This window comes from Pseudomonas sp. SLFW (assembly GCF_009905615.1).
Classification (GTDB): domain Bacteria; phylum Pseudomonadota; class Gammaproteobacteria; order Pseudomonadales; family Pseudomonadaceae; genus Aquipseudomonas; species Aquipseudomonas bambusae.
Genome location: NZ_JAAAKW010000002.1, coordinates 344,503 through 367,131, shown reverse-complemented (window position 1 = coordinate 367,131; position 22,629 = coordinate 344,503). Strand labels below are relative to the sequence as shown.

The 22,629-nt window shown below is 60.3% G+C and carries 23 protein-coding genes; 12 read left to right on the top strand and 11 right to left on the bottom strand.

The window, feature by feature from the left end; translation table 11 throughout:
- Positions 1–21 precede the first annotated feature (21 nt).
- The 4 genes from GVN17_RS05030 to ppx all read left to right on the top strand — a co-directional run bounded on the left by GVN17_RS05030 (position 22) and on the right by ppx (position 3,820).
- Entirely contained in the window at positions 22–687 is a 666-nt protein-coding gene (locus GVN17_RS05030) for an amino acid ABC transporter permease (RefSeq protein WP_166594123.1), read from the top strand.
- The gene (locus tag GVN17_RS05025; protein WP_178115704.1) at positions 684–1,334 is read left to right on the top strand and encodes an amino acid ABC transporter permease; all 651 of its coding nucleotides are present in this window, start codon (positions 684–686) and stop codon (positions 1,332–1,334) included. Before GVN17_RS05030 ends, GVN17_RS05025 begins: the two co-directional genes overlap by 4 nt.
- Complete coding sequence (locus tag GVN17_RS05020) at positions 1,321–2,055, top strand: amino acid ABC transporter ATP-binding protein (protein WP_166594121.1); 735 nt, start codon at positions 1,321–1,323, stop codon at positions 2,053–2,055. The genes GVN17_RS05025 and GVN17_RS05020 overlap by 14 nt, the downstream gene beginning before the upstream one ends.
- A gap of 262 nt (positions 2,056–2,317) precedes the next feature.
- The gene (gene ppx, locus GVN17_RS05015) at positions 2,318–3,820 is read left to right on the top strand and encodes an exopolyphosphatase (protein WP_166594120.1); all 1,503 of its coding nucleotides are present in this window, start codon (positions 2,318–2,320) and stop codon (positions 3,818–3,820) included.
- On the opposite strand, the gene ppk1 is transcribed toward ppx, so the two are convergent.
- Positions 3,807–6,029 (bottom strand): polyphosphate kinase 1, encoded by a 2,223-nt coding sequence (ppk1, locus tag GVN17_RS05010; protein WP_166594119.1) that lies wholly within the window; start codon positions 6,027–6,029, stop codon positions 3,807–3,809. The genes ppx and ppk1 overlap by 14 nt on opposite strands.
- A 343-nt stretch (positions 6,030–6,372) precedes the next feature.
- Between ppk1 and GVN17_RS05005 the strand changes: the two genes are divergently transcribed.
- A complete protein-coding gene (locus GVN17_RS05005; RefSeq protein WP_256665079.1) occupies positions 6,373–6,996 on the top strand; it encodes a DedA family protein in 624 nt (207 codons plus the stop codon).
- Here the strand turns inward: GVN17_RS05005 and GVN17_RS05000 are convergent.
- Positions 6,974–8,212, bottom strand: coding sequence for a sterol desaturase family protein (locus GVN17_RS05000; RefSeq protein ID WP_166594118.1), 1,239 nt, complete (start codon positions 8,210–8,212; stop codon positions 6,974–6,976). The two genes, GVN17_RS05005 and GVN17_RS05000, sit on opposite strands and share 23 nt — an antisense overlap.
- Positions 8,213–8,400: 188 nt before the next feature.
- On the opposite strand from GVN17_RS05000, the gene elbB reads away from it, so the two are divergent.
- Positions 8,401–9,078: an isoprenoid biosynthesis glyoxalase ElbB gene (elbB, locus tag GVN17_RS04995; protein WP_166594117.1), complete on the top strand. Its 678-nt coding sequence runs from the start codon at positions 8,401–8,403 to the stop codon at positions 9,076–9,078.
- Between the two features lie 265 nt (positions 9,079–9,343).
- Here elbB and GVN17_RS04990 read toward each other — a convergent pair whose 3' ends face one another.
- From GVN17_RS04990 to GVN17_RS04980, 3 genes are all read right to left on the bottom strand, one after another.
- On the bottom strand, positions 9,344–9,811 hold the full coding sequence (locus tag GVN17_RS04990; protein WP_166594116.1) for a YaiI/YqxD family protein: 468 nt from the start codon (positions 9,809–9,811) through the stop codon (positions 9,344–9,346).
- A 165-nt stretch (positions 9,812–9,976) separates the two neighbouring features.
- Positions 9,977–11,872 (bottom strand): FTR1 family protein, encoded by a 1,896-nt coding sequence (locus tag GVN17_RS04985; protein WP_166594115.1) that lies wholly within the window; start codon positions 11,870–11,872, stop codon positions 9,977–9,979.
- 59 nt (positions 11,873–11,931) lie between these two features.
- A complete protein-coding gene (locus GVN17_RS04980; RefSeq protein ID WP_166594114.1) occupies positions 11,932–12,207 on the bottom strand; it encodes a hypothetical protein in 276 nt (91 codons plus the stop codon).
- A gap of 15 nt (positions 12,208–12,222) precedes the next feature.
- Here GVN17_RS04980 and GVN17_RS04975 point away from each other — a divergent pair, with 15 nt between their 5' ends.
- From GVN17_RS04975 to GVN17_RS04960, 4 genes are read left to right on the top strand one after another with little or no spacing between them, the layout of a single operon-like run.
- Positions 12,223–13,626 carry a COG3014 family protein gene (locus GVN17_RS04975; RefSeq protein WP_166594113.1) on the top strand — a complete coding sequence of 468 codons (1,404 nt, stop codon included), beginning with the start codon at positions 12,223–12,225 and terminating at the stop codon, positions 13,624–13,626.
- A gap of 13 nt (positions 13,627–13,639) precedes the next feature.
- Complete coding sequence (locus tag GVN17_RS04970; RefSeq protein ID WP_166594112.1) at positions 13,640–14,011, top strand: YcfL family protein; 372 nt, start codon at positions 13,640–13,642, stop codon at positions 14,009–14,011.
- A gap of 35 nt (positions 14,012–14,046) precedes the next feature.
- A complete protein-coding gene (gene lpoB, locus GVN17_RS04965; protein ID WP_166594111.1) occupies positions 14,047–14,637 on the top strand; it encodes a penicillin-binding protein activator LpoB in 591 nt (196 codons plus the stop codon).
- 2 nt (positions 14,638–14,639) lie between these two features.
- On the top strand, positions 14,640–15,383 hold the full coding sequence (locus tag GVN17_RS04960) for a penicillin-binding protein activator LpoB (protein WP_166594284.1): 744 nt from the start codon (positions 14,640–14,642) through the stop codon (positions 15,381–15,383).
- 133 nt (positions 15,384–15,516) lie between these two features.
- Here GVN17_RS04960 and GVN17_RS04955 read toward each other — a convergent pair whose 3' ends face one another.
- The 3 genes from GVN17_RS04955 to GVN17_RS04945 form a co-directional block, all read right to left on the bottom strand.
- Positions 15,517–16,143, bottom strand: coding sequence for a LysE family transporter (locus tag GVN17_RS04955; protein WP_166594110.1), 627 nt, complete (start codon positions 16,141–16,143; stop codon positions 15,517–15,519).
- Positions 16,144–16,262: 119 nt separating this feature from the next.
- On the bottom strand, positions 16,263–16,868 hold the full coding sequence (locus GVN17_RS04950) for a mechanosensitive ion channel family protein (RefSeq protein WP_166594109.1): 606 nt from the start codon (positions 16,866–16,868) through the stop codon (positions 16,263–16,265).
- Positions 16,868–18,778, bottom strand: coding sequence for an ATP-binding cassette domain-containing protein (locus GVN17_RS04945; protein WP_166594108.1), 1,911 nt, complete (start codon positions 18,776–18,778; stop codon positions 16,868–16,870). The genes GVN17_RS04950 and GVN17_RS04945 overlap by 1 nt, the downstream gene beginning before the upstream one ends.
- A 46-nt stretch (positions 18,779–18,824) precedes the next feature.
- Between GVN17_RS04945 and GVN17_RS04940 the strand changes: the two genes are divergently transcribed.
- Entirely contained in the window at positions 18,825–19,292 is a 468-nt protein-coding gene (locus GVN17_RS04940) for a TIGR02444 family protein (RefSeq protein WP_166594107.1), read from the top strand.
- Here GVN17_RS04940 and GVN17_RS04935 read toward each other — a convergent pair.
- The gene (locus tag GVN17_RS04935; protein ID WP_166594106.1) at positions 19,289–20,437 is read right to left on the bottom strand and encodes an AlgP family protein; all 1,149 of its coding nucleotides are present in this window, start codon (positions 20,435–20,437) and stop codon (positions 19,289–19,291) included. The two genes, GVN17_RS04940 and GVN17_RS04935, sit on opposite strands and share 4 nt — an antisense overlap.
- A gap of 180 nt (positions 20,438–20,617) precedes the next feature.
- Here GVN17_RS04935 and GVN17_RS04930 point away from each other — a divergent pair, with 180 nt between their 5' ends.
- Positions 20,618–21,295, top strand: a complete 678-nt coding sequence (locus GVN17_RS04930) for an FKBP-type peptidyl-prolyl cis-trans isomerase (RefSeq protein WP_166594105.1) — start codon at positions 20,618–20,620, stop codon at positions 21,293–21,295.
- A gap of 58 nt (positions 21,296–21,353) precedes the next feature.
- Here GVN17_RS04930 and rsd read toward each other — a convergent pair whose 3' ends face one another.
- Together rsd and GVN17_RS04920 are read right to left on the bottom strand one after the other, a co-directional pair.
- Positions 21,354–21,812 (bottom strand): sigma D regulator, encoded by a 459-nt coding sequence (gene rsd / locus GVN17_RS04925; RefSeq protein WP_166594283.1) that lies wholly within the window; start codon positions 21,810–21,812, stop codon positions 21,354–21,356.
- Positions 21,813–21,995: 183 nt separating this feature from the next.
- Positions 21,996–22,523, bottom strand: a complete 528-nt coding sequence (locus GVN17_RS04920) for a disulfide bond formation protein B (protein ID WP_166594104.1) — start codon at positions 22,521–22,523, stop codon at positions 21,996–21,998.
- Between the last annotated feature and the right edge of the window lie 106 nt (positions 22,524–22,629).

Here is a 22,629-nt window from a genome sequence, read left to right as displayed (position 1 = left end):
GCGTCTGGTTGAGGTTTTCAGATGGCCTATAAGTTCGACTTCATCCCGGTCCTGCAAAACGCTGACCTGCTGCTGCGTGGGGCCTTGTTCACCCTTGAGCTGACGGCCATCGGCACTCTGCTGGGCGTCAGCGTCGGTATTGTCGGCGCCATCGTCAGGGCCTGGAAGATCCAGCCGTTCTCGGCCCTGTTTGGGGTCTACGTCGAGCTGATACGCAACACGCCGTTTCTGGTGCAGCTGTTCTTCATCTTCTTCGGCCTGCCGTCGCTGGGGGTGCAGATTTCCGAATGGCAAGCAGCGGTGCTGGCGATGGTGATCAACCTCGGCGCGTACTCGACCGAAATCATTCGCGCAGGCATTCAGGCGATTCCTCGTGGGCAGCTGGAAGCCTCGGCCGCACTGGCGATGACGCGCTTCGAGACGTTTCGCCATGTAGTGTTGATTCCGGCCTTGGGCAAGGTTTGGCCCGCGCTGAGCAGCCAGATCATCATCGTCATGCTCGGCTCGGCGGTCTGCTCTCAGATTGCGACGGAAGAATTGAGCTTCGCCGCGAACTTCATTCAGTCGCGCAACTTCCGCGCCTTCGAGACGTACATCATTACCACGCTGATCTACCTGTTCATGGCGCTGATGATTCGTCAGTTGCTGGGGTGGATCGGACGTCGCTACATCGCGAGGAGCCGCTGATGGATTTCACGCTATGGGACATCGTGCGCAACCTGCTCACAGGCCTGCAATGGACGCTGGCGCTGTCGCTGGTCGCGTTCATCGGCGGCGGCGTGATCGGCTTGCTGGTCATGACGATGCGCATTTCTGAAAAGGGTTTCTGGCGCAGGCTCGCCCGCTGCTACATCGAGCTGTTTCAGGGCACGCCGCTGCTGATGCAACTGTTTCTGGTGTTCTTCGGCGTCGCGCTGATGGGTGTGGACATCTCGCCTTGGGTCGCGGCCGCCCTCGCGTTGACACTGTTTACGAGCGCGTACCTGGCTGAAATCTGGCGGGGCTGCGTGGAGTCGATTTCCAACGGTCAGTGGGAGGCGTCGGCAAGCCTGGCCCTCACCCCCTTCGAGCAACTGCGCTACGTGATTCTGCCCCAGGCGTTGCGCATCGCCGTGGCCCCGACCGTGGGCTTTTCGGTGCAAGTCGTCAAAGGCACAGCCGTGACGTCGATCATCGGTTTCACAGAACTTACGAAGACCGGCGGCATGCTCGCAAACGCCACGTTCCAGCCTTTCATGGTCTACGGCTTCGTCGCCCTGGGCTACTTCCTGCTGTGTTATCCGCTGTCGCTCAGCGCCCGTTATTTGGAAAGGAGACTTCATGCCTCTGCTTAGAATTTCTGCCCTGCACAAATACTACGGCGATCACCACGTGCTCAAAGGCATCGACCTCAGCGTCGAGGAAGGCCAGGTCGTGGCGATCATCGGCCGCAGCGGCTCGGGCAAAAGCACGTTGCTGCGCACGCTCAACGGGCTGGAATCGATCAACGACGGTGTGATCGAGGTCGATGGCGAATACCTCGACGCAGCGCGGGCCGACTTGCGCAGCCTGCGGCAGAAAGTCGGCATGGTGTTTCAGCAGTTCAACCTGTTCCCGCACCTGACCGTCGGCGAAAACGTGATGCTCGCGCCGCAGGTGGTGAAAAAGGTCTCCAAGGCTGAAGCGACGAAGCTCGCCAAGGAAATGCTCCATCGCGTCGGACTCGGGGAGAAATTCGACGCGTTCCCTGATCGTTTGTCGGGAGGCCAGCAGCAGCGCGTGGCAATTGCGCGGGCCTTGGCGATGTCGCCGAAAGTGCTGCTGTGCGATGAAATCACCTCGGCGCTGGACCCGGAGCTGGTGAATGAGGTGCTCAGCGTCGTGCGCGAGCTGGCGAAAGACGGCATGACGCTGATCATGGTGACCCACGAAATGCGTTTCGCTCGGGAAGTGGGCGACAAGCTGGTGTTCATGCATCAGGGCAAGGTGCATGAAGTGGGGGACCCGAAAGAGTTGATGGCCAACCCGAAAACGCCGGAACTGGCGAATTTCATTGGGTCGGTGGAACACGCTTGAACATGCCGCTTGCCATCGACCTGTAAACGCGCATCTGTAGGAGTGAGCTTGCTCGCGATAGCGGGGGATCAGACAAAGCTGTGGTGGCTGATCACCGCTATCGCGAGCAAGCTCACTCCTACAGTGATGGCGGTGGAACGTAATGATCGTTCCCGCGTGAAGCGTGGGAACCATCACGTCACGCCCAACGCTTAAATGCGCGTTTGGCGGCAGTGATGGTTCGTGGCACGATGTCGGGGTTAACGACCGAGACCTTTTGACCATGTCGCCATCCACAGCCAAAAACCTCTCGCTGATCGCCGCGATCGACTTGGGCTCCAACAGCTTCCACATGGTGGTCGCCAAAGCGAATCAGGGTGAAATCCGCATTCTTGAGCGGCTCGGCGAGAAAGTGCAGTTGGCCGCCGGGATCGACGACGAGCGCAAGCTCAACGAAGAATCCATGCAGCGGGGGCTCGATTGCCTCAAGCGTTTTGCCCAACTGATCAACGGCATGCCACCGGGCGCCGTGCGGATCGTCGGCACCAACGCCCTGCGCGAAGCGCGCAATCGCAACGAATTCATCCACCGCGCCGAAGAAATCCTTGGCCACCCTGTCGAGGTCATTTCCGGCCGTGAAGAAGCGCGCCTGATCTACCTCGGCGTGTCCCACACCCTCGCCGACACACCGGGCAAACGCTTGGTGGCGGACATTGGTGGCGGCAGTACCGAATTCATCATCGGCCAGCGCTTCGAACCGTTGCTGCGCGAAAGCCTGCAAATGGGTTGCGTGAGCTTTACCCAGCGCTATTTCAAAGACGGCAAGATCACCCCGGCCCGTTATGCCCAGGCCTACACGGCTGCGCGGCTGGAGATCATGAGCATCGAGCATGCGTTGCATCGTCTGACGTGGGATGAGGCAATTGGCTCGTCCGGCACCATCCGCGCCATCGGCCTGGCCCTGAAAGCAGGCGGCCATGGCACCGGCGAAGTCAACGCCGAAGGCCTCGCCTGGCTCAAGCGCAAACTGATGAAGCTCGGCGAAGTGGACAAGATCGACTTCGACGGCCTCAAGCCCGATCGTCGGGCCATTTTTCCGGCCGGTCTGGCAATTCTCGAAGCGATCTTCGACGCTCTTGAACTGAAACGCATGGACCACTGCGAAGGCGCGCTGCGTGAAGGCGTGCTGTATGACCTGCTGGGCCGTCATCACCACGAAGACGTGCGCGAACGCACCCTCAGCTCGCTGATGGACCGTTATCACGTCGATCTGGAACAGGCCGCACGGGTCGAGCGCAAGGCGTTGTCAGCGCTGGAGCAGGTCGCCACGGCGTGGGAGCTGGAAGACGATCTGTATCGCGAGCTGCTCAGCTGGGCCGCCAAGGTGCATGAAGTGGGTCTGGACATCGCCCACTATCACTACCACAAGCACGGCGCGTACTTGATCGAGCACTCGGATCTGGCGGGTTTCTCGCGGGAAGACCAACAGATGCTCGCGCTGCTGGTGCGCGGCCATCGTCGGAACATTCCAAAGGACAAGTTCGCCGAATTTGGCGATGAAGGCGTGAAGCTGATTCGTCTGTGCGTGCTGCTGCGCTTCGCGATCCTGTTCCACCACATTCGCGGCACCCAAGAGATGCCGCAACCTGTGCTGACCGCCAATGGCAACGACCTCGACATCCTGTTCCCGGATGGCTGGCTGGAAAACAACCAGCTGACTCAGGCCGACTTCGCGCTGGAAGCGGAGTGGCTGACCCGAGTCAACATCAACCTCAGCGTACGCTGAGGACCGGGTTGCTCAACTTCTCCAGAAGCGACGCCTGCACATTGCGGGCGTTCTGGTTGCCGGTTGGCGTGCTGCGAAGGTAGCGCCCGTCCGGCTGCAGCAGCCACGCGTGGGTGTTGTCGGTCAGATACCCCTCCAACTCCTTCTTCACGCGCAGAATCAGCTTCTTGCCTTCCACCGGGAAGCAGGTCTCGACGCGCTTGTCGAGGTTGCGTTCCATCCAGTCGGCGCTGGACAGGAACATCTGCTCGTCGCCGCCATTCAGGAAGTAGAACACGCGGGTGTGCTCCAGAAAGCGACCCACGATCGAGCGCACCTGAATGTTGTGCGACACGCCCGGAACCCCCGGACGCAGGCAGCACATGCCCCGCACCACGAGATCGATCTTCACGCCCATCTGGCTGGCTTTGTACAGCGCGCGGATGATCTTCGGATCAGTCAGCGAGTTGAACTTGGCAATGATGTGCGCAGGTTTGCCGTCGGTCGCGAACTGCGTCTCGCGGGCAATCATGTCGAGCATGCCCTTCTTGAGTGTGAACGGCGCGTGCAGCAACTTCTTCATGCGCAGCGTCTTGCCCATGCCAATCAACTGACTGAACAGTTTGCCGACGTCTTCGCACAAGGCGTCGTCGGAGGTCAGCAGGCTGTAGTCGGTGTACAGACGGGCGTTGCCCGCGTGGTAGTTACCAGTCCCGAGGTGGGCGTAACGCACGATCTCGCCCGCTTCGCGACGCAGGATCAGCATCATCTTGGCGTGGGTCTTGAAGCCGACCACACCGTAAATCACCACCGCACCGGCCGCCTGCAAGCGGCTGGCGAGTTGCAGGTTGGACTCTTCGTCGAACCGCGCGCGCAGCTCGATGACTGCCGTGACTTCCTTGCCGTTACGCGCGGCATCCACCAGCGCATCAACGATTTCCGAGTTGGCGCCACTGCGGTACAGCGTCTGACGCACAGCCAGAACGTGAGGATCTTTTGCGGCCTGACGCAGCAAATCCACCACCGGCGTGAAGGATTCGAATGGGTGCAGCAGCAGAATGTCCTGCTTGCTGATCACGTTGAAGATGTTTTCGCTGTTCTGCAAAAGCTTTGGAATCGCCGGGGTGAACGGCAAGTATTGAAGCTCCGGATGGCTGTCCAGACCGGTGATGCTGAACAGACGCGTCAGGTTCACCGGACCGTTGACCTGATACAGCTCGGTCTCGCTCAGGTTGAACTGCTTGAGCAGGTAGTCGGACAGGTGTTTCGGGCAGGTGTCGGCCACTTCCAGACGCACCGCATCGCCGTAGCGACGGGAGAACAGCTCGCCACGCAGGGCGCGGGCCAAGTCTTCTACGTCTTCGGAATCCAGCGCCAGGTCGGCGTTACGGGTCAGGCGGAACTGGTAGCAGCCCTTGACCTTCATGCCCTGGAACAGGTCATCGGCGTGGGCGTGGATCATCGACGACAGGAACACGTAGTTGTCGCCCGGGCCGCCGACGTCTTCCGGCACCTTGATGATGCGCGGCAAGAGGCGCGGGGCCGGGATGATCGCCAGACCCGAATCGCGACCGAAGGCATCGATGCCTTCCAGCTCGACGATGAAGTTCAGAGATTTGTTGACCAGCAACGGGAACGGGTGCGTCGGATCGAGGCCGATCGGTGTGATGATCGGTGCGATTTCGTCGCGGAAATAACGACGGACCCACGTCTTCAGCTTGGTGGTCCAGTAACGACGACGGATGAAGCGCACCTGATGCTTTTCAAGCTCGGGCAACAGGATGTCGTTGAGGATGGCGTACTGGCGATCCACGTGGCCGTGCACCAGCTCACTGATGCGCGCCAGCGCCTGATGAGGCTGCAAGCCATCGGCACCGGCCTGCTCACGGGCGAAGGTGATTTGTTTCTTGAGGCCCGCGACGCGGATTTCGAAGAATTCGTCCAGGTTGCTGGAGAAGATCAGCAGAAACTTGAGGCGTTCGAGCAGCGGGTAGGATTCATCCAGCGCCTGCTCAAGTACGCGAATATTGAACTGCAGCTGCGACAGCTCGCGGTGAATATAAAGGCTGCTGTCATCCAGGTTGGGGATCACGATCGCCGGGCTGGCAGGCTGCTGCGGCTCGACGGCGGGCAGCACCTCGATAGTCGGTTCGACCACGGCGGTGACTTCCGCAGAAGAGACTTCGGGTTCAAGTTCAATTGAGGCTTCGGTGCTTCCTTCGGTACTCATGAATAATCCTGTAAGGCTGTTGCCCTGTAACAGTTGGGCCGGGAGAACGGCCGAAGAGATCGATCTGTCGGTCCCTTCACGACAGAAGGGACGATCAGTGGCGCAGACCGGTCACACCGGACACCTGCGGGCCCGAGCGTGCGGGCAAACGTGACAGTTATAAGCCAGCATTATGACTCCTGCATGACAGTTGTATGTCGAGACAGTCTTGCAGGACTTAAACGCGCTTCCTAGACGACTATTCTGCTGGTGTCGTAGGAAACTTTAACGTGGTGACACATTTCGACACTTTCCTGAATGTGTCCGGCGCGTTAGGCTGCGCGTTCATTTCGCCAGCACCCATATGATGCTCCAGCATTTTTTACAAGAATTTGGCTACTTCGCCCTTTTCCTCGGGACCTTTTTTGAAGGTGAGACCATTTTGGTTCTCGCTGGATTTCTCGCATTCCGAGGGTACATGGACATCAATCTGGTCGTGGTGGTTGCCTTCTTCGGCAGCTACGCAGGCGATCAGCTCTGGTATTTCATGGGGCGCAAGCATGGCCGCAAGCTTTTGGCACGCAAGCCGCGCTGGCAACTGCTGGGCGATCGCGCGCTGGAACATATTCGTCGGCACCCCGACATCTGGGTGCTGAGCTTCCGATTTGTCTACGGTTTGCGCACGGTAATGCCGGTGGCCATCGGCCTTTCCGGGTATCCGCCGGGACGTTACCTGCTGCTCAACGGCATCGGTGCTGCGGTCTGGGCGGCGGCGCTGGGCGCGGCGGCCTACAAATTCGGCGCGGTGCTTGAAGGTTTGCTGGGCAACGTCAAGAAATACGAGTTGTGGGTACTGGGCGCCCTGCTGGTGATTGGTGGCCTGCTTTGGATCAGACGTCGTATCAAAAACGCCCGTATTGCGCGCGAGGCCAAACTGGCGGTTTCAGCCGTGGCCCCCGTCGAGGTCAAGGACCGGCCAGACGAGTGAATCGACCCCGAGCGCAATACACAGCGATTGCGCTCAGCACCATGTAAGTCAGCAATACCGTCCAGCCCAACGCACTCGCGGGCCACAGGCCTACTGCCGGAGCCACCGCCATTAACGGCAGGTTCGCCACCAGCCTCACCCCTTCCAGCTTCAACGCCGCAGGTCGATTCTCCAACGCCGCGCCAAACACGAACAGCCCCAACGCCACCCATGACCAGCCGACGATCAGCGCAGCCCACGGCAACACGTCGCCGTTCGACAGCAGATAACTCCCCAGCAGCGTGTACAGCGAAAACTGTACGCCGATGTACAGCTGCTGCGTCAGGCTCAACGGCACCTCGAATTTGCGGAATTGCACAAGGTCCGGCTTGCTGATCGGATATTTCCGCGCCACGTCCGCAGGCCGCCACCCGGTCGGCATGAACCAGATCCGCCATTTGTCCCACGTCGATTCGGCCCGTCGCGCATCCGCTGCCAATTGAGCATAGAACTGCACGTTCGCCCACAGCAGGTTCCAGCTTCTCAAAGGGGTTGTGACCCCGAAAATCGGCGGCTCCTCATCCAGCTCTTCCTGGAAGGTGCCGAACAGTCGGTCCCAAACAATGAACACCCCGCCGTAGTTGCGATCCATGTAGACACGGTTCTGCGCGTGGTGAGCGCGATGATTGGATGGCGTCACGAAGAACCATTCGAACCAGCCCAGCTTGGGAATGTGCCGAGTGTGGACCCAGAATTGATAAAGCAGATTGAGCGAGGCCACCGCCACGAACACCACCAGCGGCACGCCGACCACGGCCAGCGGCAGATAGAAAATCCAGCTCAGCAGAAAGCCGGTGCTGGTCTGGCGCAAGGCGGTCGAGAGGTTGTAGTCCTCGCTCTGGTGATGCACAGAGTGCGCGGCCCAGAGGATGTTGCGCTCGTGTCCCATGCGGTGGAGCCAGTAATAGCAGAAGTCGTAAAAGATGAAGGCGAACACCCAGACCCAGACGCTCTCGGCAGACAGCCGCCACAAGGCCAGATGCTCCAGCGCAAAGGCGTAGGTCACCAGCCCCACGCCTTTGGTCAGCAGACCCGTGGTCGTCGATAACACGCCTGTACTGAGGCTGTTGATCGCATCGGCGACCCGGTAATTGTTGACCTTGCGCCAACGGTCGGCGACCAGCTCGACACCGATCAGCACGAAGAAAAACGGCACTGCGTACAGAATGAAATTCATCGACGCCACCCGACAACGAAACCTCGAAGATTAGGCGTCACCACGGCAAAACCCTATGGCAACAGATGACAAATTAGTAGACATTTGAGGACATCGTTGGCGCGACGAGCCGCTCGTAAACGCCAGGGAACACGACATCACCGGCGTACCCGGTCTAGCCCGGATCGCTCAAGAGAGGGAACACAGGCATGAGCAAAAAAGTGGCCGTCATTCTTTCCGGTTGCGGCGTCCAGGACGGCGCGGAAATTCACGAAAGCGTGCTCACCCTGCTGCGTCTGGATCAACGCGGCGCCGAGGTGAAGTGCTTCGCGCCAAACATCCCTCAGTACCACGTGATCAATCACCTCACTGGCGAAGAAATGCCCGAAACCCGCAATGTGTTGGTGGAATCAGCGCGCATCGTGCGGGGCGCCATTGAGGACATCCGTGAGGCGGACGTCACTGAGTTCGATGCGTTGATCATCCCGGGCGGCTTTGGCGCGGCGAAGAACCTGTCGAACTTCGCCTCAGAAGGATCAGGCTGCAAGGTTCAAGCGGAAGTGCTGGCCATGGCAGAAGCCTTCGCCATGGCGGGCAAACCCATTGGATTGATCTGTGTGTCGCCCGCGCTGGCGGCCAAGATCTACGGCCCGGGCGTAACCTGCACCGTTGGCAATTGCCCCGAAACTGCCGCCAAAATCACCAAGATGGGTGGCCAGCACGAAGAATGCGACGTCACGGACATCGTTGAAGACAAGGCCCGCAAGCTGGTCAGCACCCCGGCGTACATGGTTGCCAAGTCGATTGGCGAAGCAGCGTCGGGGATCAACAAGCTGGTGGATCGGGTGTTGGAGTTGGTGCAGGAAAGTGAGGAAGTTTCGGCCTGATACACCGCTGGACCGAAACTTCAGGGGATTCAATCTGTGGGAGCGACGCACTCGCGAAGATGGGTCAGACCGCAGCGATGTGTCGCCTGCTCCGGCCAATCGCGAATAAATTCGCGCCTACAGGGAGTCCGTGTCTGCCGGACACGCTGCTATCACTGCTGACGCAAGACCTCTGTGGGAGCGAATTCATTCGCGAAAAATGTTCCAGGCATCAGGGATGTGTCGGATGTACCGGCCTTTCGCGAATGAATTCGGTCCCACAGCTTCAACCGCGTGCATTCCTCTCTCGCGTCAACCGGGTCAGAATCCGGTCCAGCGAATTGGCGAATGCCTGTTTCTCCCGATCACCATACGCCCCCTGCCCGCCTCCAGCCTGGCCCTGCTCACGCAGGTCGGTGAACAGATTGCGCACCGCCAGTCGCTCACCCATGTTCTGCTCGTCGAATTCCTTGCCACGCGGGTCCAGCGCCGCAACGCCCTTTTTCACCAGCCGATCCGCCAGCGGCACGTCGCTGCAAATCACCAGTTCGCCCGGCGCTGCATGCTCGACCAGGTAATCGTCAGCCGCATCAGGGCCGCTGGGCACCACGATCAGCTTGACCAGCGCGAACGCAGGCCGAGGCACCGCTTGCCCCGCCACCAGCACGACCTCGAACTGGCGCTTGAGGGCGAATTTGACCACTTGATCCCTGGCCGCTTTCGGACAGGCATCGGCATCGATCCAGACGCGCATGTTAGAACTCCATCAATCTGCTTTTGTAGGAGCGTGGCTTGTCCCGCGAACGGCGGGGAACCCGCCGCAAAACCCGCATATGCAGTCCTTCTGTTGCACCGCGCCTGCCGGATTCACGACGACTACGTCGCCGATCGCGGGACGAGCCACGCTCCTACAGGTCAATCACACAGCCGCAACCCGGCGCTTTTCTGATAACCGGCTGCGACCATACAGCACCGCAATCGCCAGCAACGCAACCGCCTGCGCGCCCAAGGAATACGCATCGGCGTGAATGCCCAACCAATCGAACTCGAAGAACGGCACGGGCCGCGTGCCAAAGATGCCAGCCTCTTGCAGCGCCTTGACGCCATGCCCGGCGAACACCACCGACAACGCGCACAGCAGCGCAGCGTTGATACCGAAGAACATCGCCAACGGCAGTTTCGCCGAGCCGCGCAGAATCACCCACGCAAGGCCCACCAACAGCACCAGCGCCGTGGCACCGCCAGCCAGCACGGCGTTATGCCCGGCGGGACCTGCCTGCAGCCACAACGTCTCGTAGAACAGAATCACCTCGAACAGCTCGCGATACACCGAGAAGAATGCCAGCACTGCGAAGCCGAACCGACCGCCACCGCCCACAAGGCTGCTCTTGATGTAGTCCTGCCACGCCGCCGCGTGACGACGGTCGTGCATCCACACGCCCAGCCACAGCACCATGACGCTGGCGAACAGCGCCGTCGCGCCTTCCAGCAATTCCCGCTGCGAACCGCTGACATCGATCACGTACGCTGCCAGCGCCCACGTTCCCAAGCCTGCCAGCAGCGCCAAACCCCAACCCACGTTGACGCTGCGCACCGCCGATTGCTGGCCGGTGTTGCGCAGGAACGCCAGGATCGCCGCCAGCACCAGAATCGCTTCCAGCCCTTCGCGCAACAGAATCAAGAGGCCCGAGATGAAGCTCAGGGACGTGCTGAGGCCATCGCTGCCAAGCAGATCGGCAGATACTTTGAGTTTTGCCTTCGCCGCCGCCAGTTTCTCAGCCGCTTCTGCAGCGGGCAGCCCGTCCTGCAACGACTGACGGTAGGCCATCAGCGCCTTCTCGGTGTCCTTGCGCACCGTGGCGTCGACGTTGTCCAGCGAGCTTTCGACCAACTCGAAGCCTTCCAGATACGCCGCCACCGACAGGTCATAGGCCTGCTCGCGATCACCGGCCTGGTACGCCGCCAGGCTCTTGTCCAGCGTCGAGCTGGTGTAATCGAGCAGTTGCGAGGGACCCCGCTGGACCTGCGGTGGCTGGGCACGCTGGGCGCGGAAAGCCGCAGCGGCTTTCGGGCCCTCCACAACCAGCACTTCTGTCGGAGTCTGGCGGGCCAGATCCGCGAGGTTGAACGTCTTGACCGCTTCGGATTTGGGGTCGGCCGTGAAGCTTGCGATGTAGGTCGCCACATCCCAGCGCTGACGGTCATCCAGTTGGTCGGCGAACGACGGCATGTCCGTGCCTTCGATGCCCAGGCCCAACGTGCTGTAGACGTCATACAGGCTCAGGCGATCAAACCGCGACGCATCACGTATGTTCGCAGGGGGTGGCGACATGCCGACAGCCGCAGGACCATCACCCGCTCCCGCATTACCGTGACAGACCGAGCAATACTGCGCGTACAGCGGCGCACCGCGTGTCGCGTCTGGGGTGATGATCGGTGCCTGGCTCACTTCGTACGCCACGGCCAGCTTCGCCCCCAACTGCCGCGCTTGATGCGCGACCTGCGCGCCATCGTCCTTTTGCTCGACAGCCGACAGCAGCGCCTTCGCGCCTTGCGTGAGTTCGGCACGCTCCGGCCGCTCGGGCAAGCCCGCGATCAAAGCCTGAACAGCGCCGAGAAATTCGAGTTGCTCCCGATATTCAGCCTCGTCGATCACCTTGCCGTCCGCCACCGTCGCCGGGTAGTCGGCGCTGACGTAGTTGAACAGGTGAAGGGCTTGCGCGGCGCCATCAACGGAATCCGCGCGAGCGGTCACGCTGAGCAGGATCAGCAGCGCCAGACCCAAGCCAGCCATGAAACGTGAAGGGGAAAACATGAGTGGATCTCAAACAGGAATGCGAAGGGTTGTCATTGTTCATGTTGAGAGACTTGCACTCAAGTTTTACGGCATCTTTCACGCCGTTTTTTGCAGGCCAAGCTGCGACGCATCAATTTTTTTTCCGAAAACAGCGCGGCATAGAGGCTGCGTAAGACATGTCCGAAAATCCCGTGCGACATCAAAAAGCCATTGTTTAAAGCGTCTCGGTCCTTATAATCCCCCGCCGCCGCTTCTTGGCACACAGCTATCGCTTGATGGCTGGCCCCGCTGGAAGCCCCCGCTCTCAAAAAAGGAATTGCACAGCCGAGCGTCATGGAAACCGGCTGGCTCACTCAAGGACAGATTCGATGTGCTCTCGCGCCCTCGGCACACTGGTGCTGATCATTGCCGCGCAACTGACCGGCTGCGCTGCGTTTCGCAGCTATGACACCGAGCTGCAGCAGACCAATCAGCAGCTTGCCAGCGGCAACGTCGATGGCGCCCTGCTATTGCTGGAAAAACACAACACCGGGGACGACAAGGACCTTCTCTACTACTTCGAGAAAGGCGAACTGCTGCGCTCCAAAGGCGATCTCGCGGGTAGCCAGCTGGCGTGGGGCCGCGCTGACCAGACCGTCATCGCCTGGGAAGACGCCGTCAAGCTGGACAGGGGCAAATATCTGGCGCAGTTCGGCAGCTACCTGATGAACGACAAAGTGCGGCGCTACCAAGGCTACGACTACGAAAAAGTCATGCTGACCACGCAAATGGCACTGAACCGGCTGGCGGAAAACGACTTCGATGGCGCCCGCACTGACATCAAGCGAACCCACGAGCGCGAAGCCGTGATCGCCGAACTGCGCGACAAACAGTACCTCAAGAGCGAAGACGACGCCCGAAGCCAAGGCATGGCGTTTCAGTACAAAGACCTCAAGGGCTATCCGGTCGAAACCCTCGACGCGCCGGAAGTCATAAACCTGAAGAACAGCTATCAGAGCGCCTTCAGCCACTACCTTGCCGGTTTCGTGTACGAAGCGCTGGGCGAAAAAGACTTGGCAGCGCCAGGCTATCGTCAGGCGGCCGAGCTACGTCCCAACACACCGCTGTTGGATCAGGCCCTGATGGACCTCGATGCCGCTGGCAGCAAAAACACCGCCACCGACGGCAGTGACGTGTTGCTGGTGGTGCAGACCGGCCTCGCACCTGCGCGTGACTCTATTCGTATCCCGCTTCCATTGCCGATCGACGACAATCTGGTCATCACCACCCTGTCGTTTCCAGTCGTCAAAGCCGACAACTCGACGCCGCTCTTCAATCAGGTCGGCGTGGACGGTCAGCCCGTCAACCTGACGTCGCTCAACAGCACCACCGCCATGTCCCGCCGCGCCCTGCGTGACGACATGCCGGGCATTTTGCTGCGCACCACCGTGCGGGCCATCAGCCGGGGTGTCGCGCAGAAGAAGCTCAACGAAGTCAATCCGCTAGCAGGGTTGGCCGTCGGCATCGCGTCCGCCGTCACGGAAGGTGCCGACACCCGCACCTGGCGCACCTTACCGGACCACACCCTGGTGGCACGCATGCGCCTCAAACCGGGGGCGCACGAGGTGACTTTGCCCTCTTCGCTGGGCGGTACTCATGTGCAACTCAACATCGACCGCCCTTACCAAGTGGTCACCCTGCGTGCCATCGGCAATCAAGTGTTCACCAGCGGCCTGGCCGCGCAGGTGATCCCGTCGACCCTGCCGCAAGCCGTGGCCCTCAACACCCCTTGAACGGAGACACAACATGCTTCGCAAGATCTGCGCCCTGATGGCCCTGGCGTTGCTCGCCGGTTGCGCCACCCCGCCGCCACCCGCCCCGGGCAGCGCCGCCAGCAAGGTGGTCGCCTTGGGTGACCTGAAAAACATCGACATCGGGCCGATGCGGGTCGCCCGTGAAAACGGCTTCCTGACCGTCAATGTCTCGCTGAACAACACCAGCCGCTACAACAAGACGATGTACTACCGCTTCGCCTGGCTGGGTAATGACGGCTTCCCGGTCGCTGAGCCCGAGACTTGGAAAAGCCTGACTTTGTATGGCTCGCAGAGCAGTTTCCTCCCCGCCATCGCGCCCGTGCCCAGGGCCACGGACTTCCGCCTCGAAGTCAAAACCCCTTGATGCCCCTTATTCGCTCAGCAAAAGAGACCCCTTCCATGCCATTCATTCGCCTCTCCCTGCTCGCTGCCGTCGCCCTGCTGGCCACCGGCTGCGCCAACAACTCGCCCACGTTGGGCAGCAAGAACATCAGCTACGGCGACACCAAGGCTGTTGAAACCGTGACCAACGAATTCGGCTCCACCGACCTGCAAATGATTGCAGAGAGCATGACCCGCTCACTGGCGCGGTCCGGCACTTTGCAGGGGCGCCCGGTGGTGCAGGTCTATGACGTGAAGAACAAGACCAGCGAATACATCGACACGCGGGAAATCACCACGTCGATCAAGACCCAGCTCATGAAGTCCGGCACCGCGCGTTTCGCCAGCGACAACACCGACATGCAGAGCCAGGTCGATCAACTGAAGCTGCAAAACCAGAGTGGCCTGTACAAACAGTCCACGGTCAGCAAAACCGGCAACATGGTCGCGGCCACATACCGCCTTGAAGGCTCGATCAGCTCCCTCGTCAAGCGCAGCAGCGACTACAAAGACGTCTTCTACAAATTCAGCCTGCAATTGATCGATGTCGAAAGCGGTCTGGCCGAGTGGATGGACGAGAAAGAAATCCGCAAGACCACGGAGCGCTGATGATGCGTGCATGGATCGGCATTTTGGGTCTGGTGTGCGCGTTCGGCGCCCAGGCCGCACCAAAAATCGCGGTCACCGATCTGGCGTTCGAGCAACAGGTGGAGGAGTACATCCACACGGTGTCGGCGCAGACCAACGTTCAGGTCAATCGCTACGGTGCCAGCGGCTCGTCGAGCTACAACGAATACGAAGCACGCACCACGTACATCGAACAAAGCGAGCTGCGAAAATTCAGCGGCGACATCAAGGGCGAGATTCTCAAGTCCGGGATGTTCCAGCTGGTGCAGGGCACGCCTTACACCGCCAGTGCGAAGGAAGACGTGTACGACGTGATCAAGCGCATCAAGAATGGTAACTTCAAAGGGGCTGACTACGTGCTGTTCGGCACCGTGTCGGACATCGACTTCCGTCAGGACGTTAACGAAATCGCCAACACCAACGCCCACTCTGCGGTGCTGGGACTCACGCTGGTGGGCGACTTCAGCCTGATCAACACTCGCACCTTCGAAATCACCTCGGCGTTTACGGCGATGGGCGAAGGCCAGGACACCAAGCTGGTGAATGGCAATGACGTACGCGTCACGCCGAATCGGGGTCGGGTGGTGAAGGAAGTGTCGAAGTCCATCGGACTGGATGTAGCGCGACAGCTGCGAGAGCAACTCCGGGGAGAGATCGAGTATTCGCAAGAGCAGCCTGCGCCTCGGAACAATCTGCCGCGAGATGAAGCGCCGAAGATTTTGCGTTGAGCTTAAAGGCCTCCGCAAATCAACTGTGGGAGCGAATTCATTCGCGATGCGGCGGTACATCCAATCGATCTCTTTCGGATGTTCCGGCCGCTCGCGAATGAATTCGCTCCCACAGGTCCTTCATGATCCAACGTTACGCGCGATGCAACGTCGCGAGAAACGCCGCCGCACTCACGAACAATCCGGCAAACGTGCGGTTCATCCGACGCTGTTGCTTCGGCGTCTTTAGCGCGCGCAGCACTTTCGACGCCAGCCCGGTGTAGCCCGCCATCACGATCAAATCCACGGTGACCATCGTCACGCCAATCGTCAGGTACTGCGGCAGCAACGGCAGGTGGGTGTCGATGAACTGCGGCAGGATCGCGAGCATGAATACCAGCGCCTTGGGGTTGCTGATGTTCACCAGAAAGCCACGGGTGACCAACGCCAGCGGCTTGCCGATTGGGCGGATGGCTGCATCGTCAGACAAATTGCTCGGCAGGGCGCGCCACTGTTTGACGCCGAGGTACACGAGGTACGCGACACCAAACCATTTGATCAGCGTAAACGCCAATGCCGACGTCGCCAGCACGGCGCCGAGGCCCGCGGCAACAATCGCGATTTGGACGATCAACGCGAGTTGCAGGCCGAGCGCGTTCCAGTAACCGCGCCAGAATCCGTATTGAAGACCGCTGGACATTGATGCAATGGCACCGGCACCCGGAGAAAGACTGATGACCCAACAGGCGGCGAAAAAGGCCAACCACGTTTCGAGCGACATGACGCACCTCTGGCAGAACGGAAACTCCGTCTAACCTAGTGTTTACGCGGCCCAAAGACCAATGATTTCTAACTGTTACGCCAGATTCACGAATAGCTGTTTTGCACGCAGCTGTGAGGCTATTTCGGCGCGGGGCCGTCGCTTGAGCGCTTTTCGCCAGAGATGATCGCCATGCCGTCGTTGCCCCGCCAGCGGCGGATTGACTTCTGAAAGAACTGGCTGTTAGGCACCTGCACCAAGGTGCCGCCCAACTCGGCGGGCTCGACCAGTGTGGTGAACATCAGGTTGATGGCGGTCACTCGGCCTTTGATGCCGGGCTTGTCAGTGGTGTCCACCAGTTCGACCACATCGCCAATGCGAAACGGCCCCATGGTGAAGATGAACACCGCACACAGCAGGTTCGACAGCACGCTCCACATGGCAAAGAACGCCACAGCTGCCACGGCCACGAACCCCGAAAGCGCCGCCCACAACACCGAAGCGGAAACACCGAGACGACCGAGGACAGCCACGAAAGCCGTGCCCATGATCAACCAGCGCAACCCGCCGCGAACCATCACCAAAAGCTCGGGCGGCAGCAGCGGATAACGCTCGGCCATCCGGGTCAGGAAACGCGCGACGAATCGTTGCAAGGTGTAGCCGATCAGCAGGATCAACAGAATCTGCAAGCCAATCAGGATCGGCTCGATCCAGTACGCCGGAACCGGTAGCGCCAACGCCTCCATCAGGACAACGCTTCCAGCTCGGCCTGCATCGATTCCAACAGCTCCAAGGCTTCCATCCACGCCTCTTCCAGCTCGGATTCGCGGGTTTTCAGCTTGGCCTGGTCGGCCAGCAAATCACGCAGTTTGTCCTTGTTGGCCGCTTCGTAGATCGCGCTGTCGCCAAGGGCCGCTTCGATTTTCGCCAGTTTTTCGTGGACCGTGCCGAGTTCCTTTTCCAGCTTCTCGGCTTCGCGTTTGTGCGGGGCGAGTTGCTGACGCAGCGCCGCAGCCTGCTGCCGCTGGGCCTTCTTGTCGGTCTTGTCGGCGTTGGCCGGGGTGTTGCTGACCGGCGCGTTGCGCTGACGGTAATCGGCAAGCCAGCGAGTGTAGTCGTCCAGATCGCCGTCGAATTCTTCGACCACGCCATCAGCGACCAACAGGAAATTGTCGGTCGTGCTTTTGAGCAAATGACGATCGTGAGAAACCACCAGTACCGCGCCGCTGAATTCCTGCAACGCCATGGTCAGGGCCAGGCGCATTTCCAGATCCAGGTGGTTGGTCGGTTCATCGAGCAGCAGCAGGTTCGGTTTGTCCCAGGCAATCAGGGCCAACGCCAGACGAGCCTTCTCGCCGCCGGAAAAATTCAGCACCGGCTCTTCCAGACGCGCACCACGGAAGTCGAAGCCACCGAGGAAATCGCGCAGCGTCTGCTCGCGCTCGGTCGGCGCGATGCGCTGCAAATGCAGCAACGGACTGGCCTTGGCGTCGAGGGAATCGAGCTGGTGTTGCGCGAAGTAGCCAACGACCGTGTTTTCGCCCCTCACCAAGCGCCCGCTCAACGGCTCAAGCTCGCCGGAGAGGTTTTTGATCAGGGTGGATTTACCGGCACCGTTCGGGCCGAGCAGACCGATCCGCGCTCCCGGCGTCAGTTGCAGTTTGACCTTCTGCAGCACGGCTTTGTCGCCGTAGCCCAGACGTGCGTCAGACAGGTCCAGCAGCGGGCTGGAAATCTTGTCGGACTCGCGGAAAACGAAGTTGAACGGCGAATCGACATGGGCGGCCGACAGCTCTTCCATCCGCTCCAGTGCCTTGATCCGGCTCTGCGCCTGCCGGGCTTTGGTGGCTTGCGCCTTGAAGCGGGCGATGTACTTTTCCATGTGCGCACGCTGCGCCTGCTGCTTCTCGTAGGCCTGCTGCTGCTGGGCCAGACGTTCAGCGCGGGCACGTTCGAATGCGCTGTAACCGCCGCGATAGAGCGTGATCTTTTTCTGGTCGACGTGAGCGATCTGATCGACCACGGCGTCGAGGAAATCCCGGTCGTGGGAAATCAGCAGCAGCGTGCCCGGATAACCCTTGAGCCAGTCTTCTAGCCAGAGAATGGCGTCGAGGTCCAAGTGGTTAGTCGGTTCGTCGAGCAACAGCAGGTCCGACGGGCACATCAGTGCCTGCGCCAGGTTCAGTCGCATCCGCCAGCCACCGGAGAAACTGCCGACCTGACGCTCCATCTGCTCGTTGGTGAAGCCCAGGCCCGCGAGCAATTTGCGGGCACGAGCGTCGGCGGTGTAGCCATCGGCGCTGTCGAGCTCCGAGTGCAGACGTGCTTGAGCCGCACCGTCGTGAGCCGCTTCGGCCGCCGCCAGGTCATGCTGCACCTGACGCAGGCGCAGGTCGCCATCGAGCACGTAGTCCACTGCCAGACGTTCGAGGGTATCGACCTCCTGGCGCATGTGCGCGATGCGCCAATCGGCGGGCAGCGAGCAGTCGCCGTTGTCGGGGGTCAGTTCACCCCGCAGTAAGGCGAACAGGCTGGATTTGCCGGCGCCATTGGCGCCGATCAGGCCGGCTTTCTGGCCAGCGTGCAGGGTCAGCTCGGCGTCTTCTAGCAGACGTTGCGGACCACGCTGTAAGGTAAGGCTTTGAAGTCTGATCATAATGGCGGCGGAGTCTACCAGCTTCGTCCAAAACAGGTAGATGACTATGCCTTCCGACCTTTGGAGTTTCACCCTCGATTTCTATGCCCGACCGGGCGTCGAGCAGGCGTGTCTGGCGCTGCAGGCCAGGGGCGGCAACGTCTGCGCCTTGCTGTGTGGCGTCTGGCTGGATCAGCGCAACATCTCGTTCAATCCGCAACGGGCAGAAGAAATCAGACAGTTGGCGACGCCTTGGCACGATCAGGTCGTTGGGCCGCTACGGTCTGTGCGCACGCAATGGAAAGCCGCCGCAGTGACGGACGAAGAACTCAGTGCGCTGCGGGAACGTGTGAAGGGGTTGGAGCTGGATGCCGAGCGGGAATTGCTGGTGCGATTGCAGCGGCTGATTCAGGACTGGCCTGAGCATGACGCAGAGCACGCTGCTGTCTGGCTGAATGCGCTCGCAGGTGACGCTGGAAAAGAAGCTCCCGACGCGCTGCACGTGCTGCAACGCGTCGGGGAGGATCTTACTTAGGACGCGCTGTTCGACGTCGAACCGGTCGCTGGCGTAGCCGCGGGCGCGGTCGGCGCAGCAGGAGCGGCTGGCGTGGTCGAAGCGGACGTTGCTGGAGCCGGAGTCGCAGGCTTCGCAGCCGCTGCCGGAGTGGCAGGCTTGGCCGCTGGTTTCGCAGCAGGCTTGGCGGCGGCAGGTTTGGCCGCTGGCTTCACGGCTGGTTTCGCAGCCGCTGGTTTGGCGACAGCGGGCTTGGCAGCGGCGGGCTTAACGGCCGGTTTGGCAGCAGCAGTCGTTGGCTTGGCAGCAGGCTTGGCGGCGGCAGTTTTTGCAGCTGGAGCTTTAGCCGCTGGCTTGGCAGCGGCAGTTTTTGCAGCCGGCTTGGCAGCAGCGCTCGCAGGTTTGGCAGCAGGTTTTGCGGCTGCAGTTTTAGCAGGCGCCTTCGCAGCGGCAGGTGCTTTCGCGGCGGGTTTTGCAGCAGGTTTGCTCGCAGCCTTGGCAGCTGGCTTAGCCGCTGGCTTGGCAGCAACCGGCGCTTTGGCGGCAGCCGGTTTAGCGGCGGCGGTTTTCGAAGCAGGCTTCGCAGCGGCAGCTTTCACAGGCGCTTTCGCAGCGGCTGGTTTGGCAGCAGTGGTTTTCGCAGCGGGCTTGGCAGCGGCGGCTGGTTTGGCAGCGGCCTTGGCAGGCGCTTTCGCCGGAGCTTTCGCGGCAGGTTTGGCAGCCGCTTTAGCAGCTGGCTTGGTCGCTTTGGCAGGTGCCTTGGCTGCACGATCGCTCAGTGCTTTGCCTACCGCTTCTTTCACACGACCCACGCCTTGCGCCAGCTTCAGGCTTTCCTGGGCATCGCGCTTGAGGTTGAGAATGTAGGCGCGCGTTTCGGTCTGACGATCTTTCAACGCGTCGAGCAGAGCTTCGAGCTCCGCGACGCCGCCCTTCGCCTTGGTTTGCGCCTTGGCTTTGCCAGCGGCAGCGGCGTCCTGCAATTTGATGCGGGACTTGTGCAGTTTTTCCTGCGCCTTGCCGCGTTGTTTCTCAAGCTTGGCGAGCAACTTCTCGGCATCAGCCAACGCTGTGGAACAGGCATCTTCAAGGTGTTCGAGCAAGCTGCTCGAAAGCTGTTGGAGCAAATGCAACGGAGTGTTTACTGGCTTCTTGGTGGCCGACATGACTTACCTCCTGGCTGATTTGAATGCGGCTCATACTAGACCTCTGCCCGCACCGCCGCTAGGGCATCTTGACACTACAAATCGGGCTCTGTTGCAGTTCGGCCAAAATCCCTTCACATCGTCATCACATTTGGCAGCCGGCGCTGGCATAATCGCCACTTCCCAGGCCGGAGAGCATTCATGTCGCGCTATTTGTTAATGTCGTTGTTCCTCTTGGTAAACCTTGCCCACGCGACCGACGCTCCCGCTTCCGACAACGCCCACGATCTGTCGTACAGCCTGGGGGCGAGCCTGGGTGAACGGCTGCGTCAGGAAGCGCCGGACCTGCAATTGCCTGCGCTGATCGAAGGCCTGCAACAGGCGTATCAAAACAAACCGCTCGCCATCAAGCCGGAGCGCATGGAGCAAATCCTCAGCGATCACGATGCGGCGCTCGCGCAAGCGGAAAATTCCGGGCAGTCCGAACCCCAGACCGAAGCCGCGCTGAAAGAAGAACGCAAATTCATGGACGCCGAAAAAGCCAAGCCTGGCGTTCGCCAGTTGGCCGACGGCATCCTGATGACCGAACTGACGCCCGGCAGCGGTGCCAAGCCCGATATCAATGGCCGCGTCCAAGTGAAATACGTCGGACGCCTGCCTGACGGCACGATCTTCGATCAGAGCCAACAGCCTCAATGGTTCCGTCTGGACAGCGTCATCGCGGGCTGGACCACCGCGTTGGTGGACATGCCGGTCGGTGCGAAATGGCGACTGGTGATCCCTTCCGCACAAGCCTACGGCGCAGAGGGCGCAGGCGACTTGATCGATCCTTACACCCCGTTGGTGTTCGAGATCGAACTGCTGGCGGTCTCTCAGTAGAAACCCCACACAATAAAAAAGGGCGCCTCGATGGCGCCCTTTTTTAACGTGAAACGAATCAGGCCTGAACCGCGTCCTGTTCTTTGTGCGCGTTGTGCAGCACTTCGATCAGGCAATCTTCCAGCTCGAAGCGCTCATGGAGCAAACCACCCAGCTCCTTGAACTTCTCCGCCACACACTTCCCTTCATCACACAGATCATTGAAAGCCAGCAGCTTCTCGGTGATCACATCGATGCGAGGGTAAAGGGTGTCCGCCAGCTCAAGCCCACGCTGGTCATTGAACGCCTTGGCTTCGCCTGTAAGCTGCTCATAAATTTCAAAATGACCGGCCGACACATAGTCGACGAGCGTGCCGCAAAATTCCTGCAGCTGCTTCGTGGTTTCAGACAACGCGTTCGGCTCGGCACCTAGAACATCGTAAGCCTTGATCAGTTCGTTGCGCTCCAGCAACCAACGATCAATCAGCTTGTGAACCCCACCCCAGCGTTCCTGAGCGTTCTGACAACTTTCGAGCATGATGTTCTCTCTTCCCTTCAGGGGCATGCTGCCTGTAATCGCTTGGCGATACGGCCGGATGCGTATGAAAACCGGCTCTGAAATACGTCGACAGCAGCATTATTCCGATGACGCGTGCGGGCCAGATTATGCCCGTGCGACCAGGCCTTCAAGGTACGCAGACGATAAAGTTCATACAAGTGTTTAATCTGTCATGTCCGTATCCATTGATCTGAATCGGCAAAATTCGATGAACACGTAATACATCGCGAACAGCGCGACACCCGAAAATGCCAGCAGGCTCCACTCCGGAAGACTGATGCCGAACAACGACCAGGTGATTTCCGAGCATCCGGCGTGGCCTGCGAAAATCATGGCCAACACCTTCAGCCAAGGCTGGGTATCGAGCAGGTATTGAAGGTTCACGAGGCAAGCGGCAGGGTTTTCTGGCGGTGAAGCCTGCAGCCAGACTTGCCGTCCTGCCAGCCCCGCTCCCGTCAAGGAAGCCAGCAGAAGAACGCCGGAATAGATACGCCAACCGAGCGCGCGAGGCCCGTGGACCGCAGCCACCAGACAAACGACCGAGCAACTGAGCAACAGCACGCGCTGAGCAAAACAGAGTGGGCATGGGGCATTTCCCACCACACGCTCCAGATAAAACGTCGCGCACACGATCAACGCACAGGCGATAAACGCCAGAAAGAACAGGGTGCGGGTGCGGGCCAGATGCATGGAAAATCCGTAACAAAAGACGAAGGCGGTTACGGTAGAGGAAAGCGAGACTCGCTTTCAAGGCAACCAGAGGAGGATATTTCTTAGCGTGAGTAAGGATTTACCG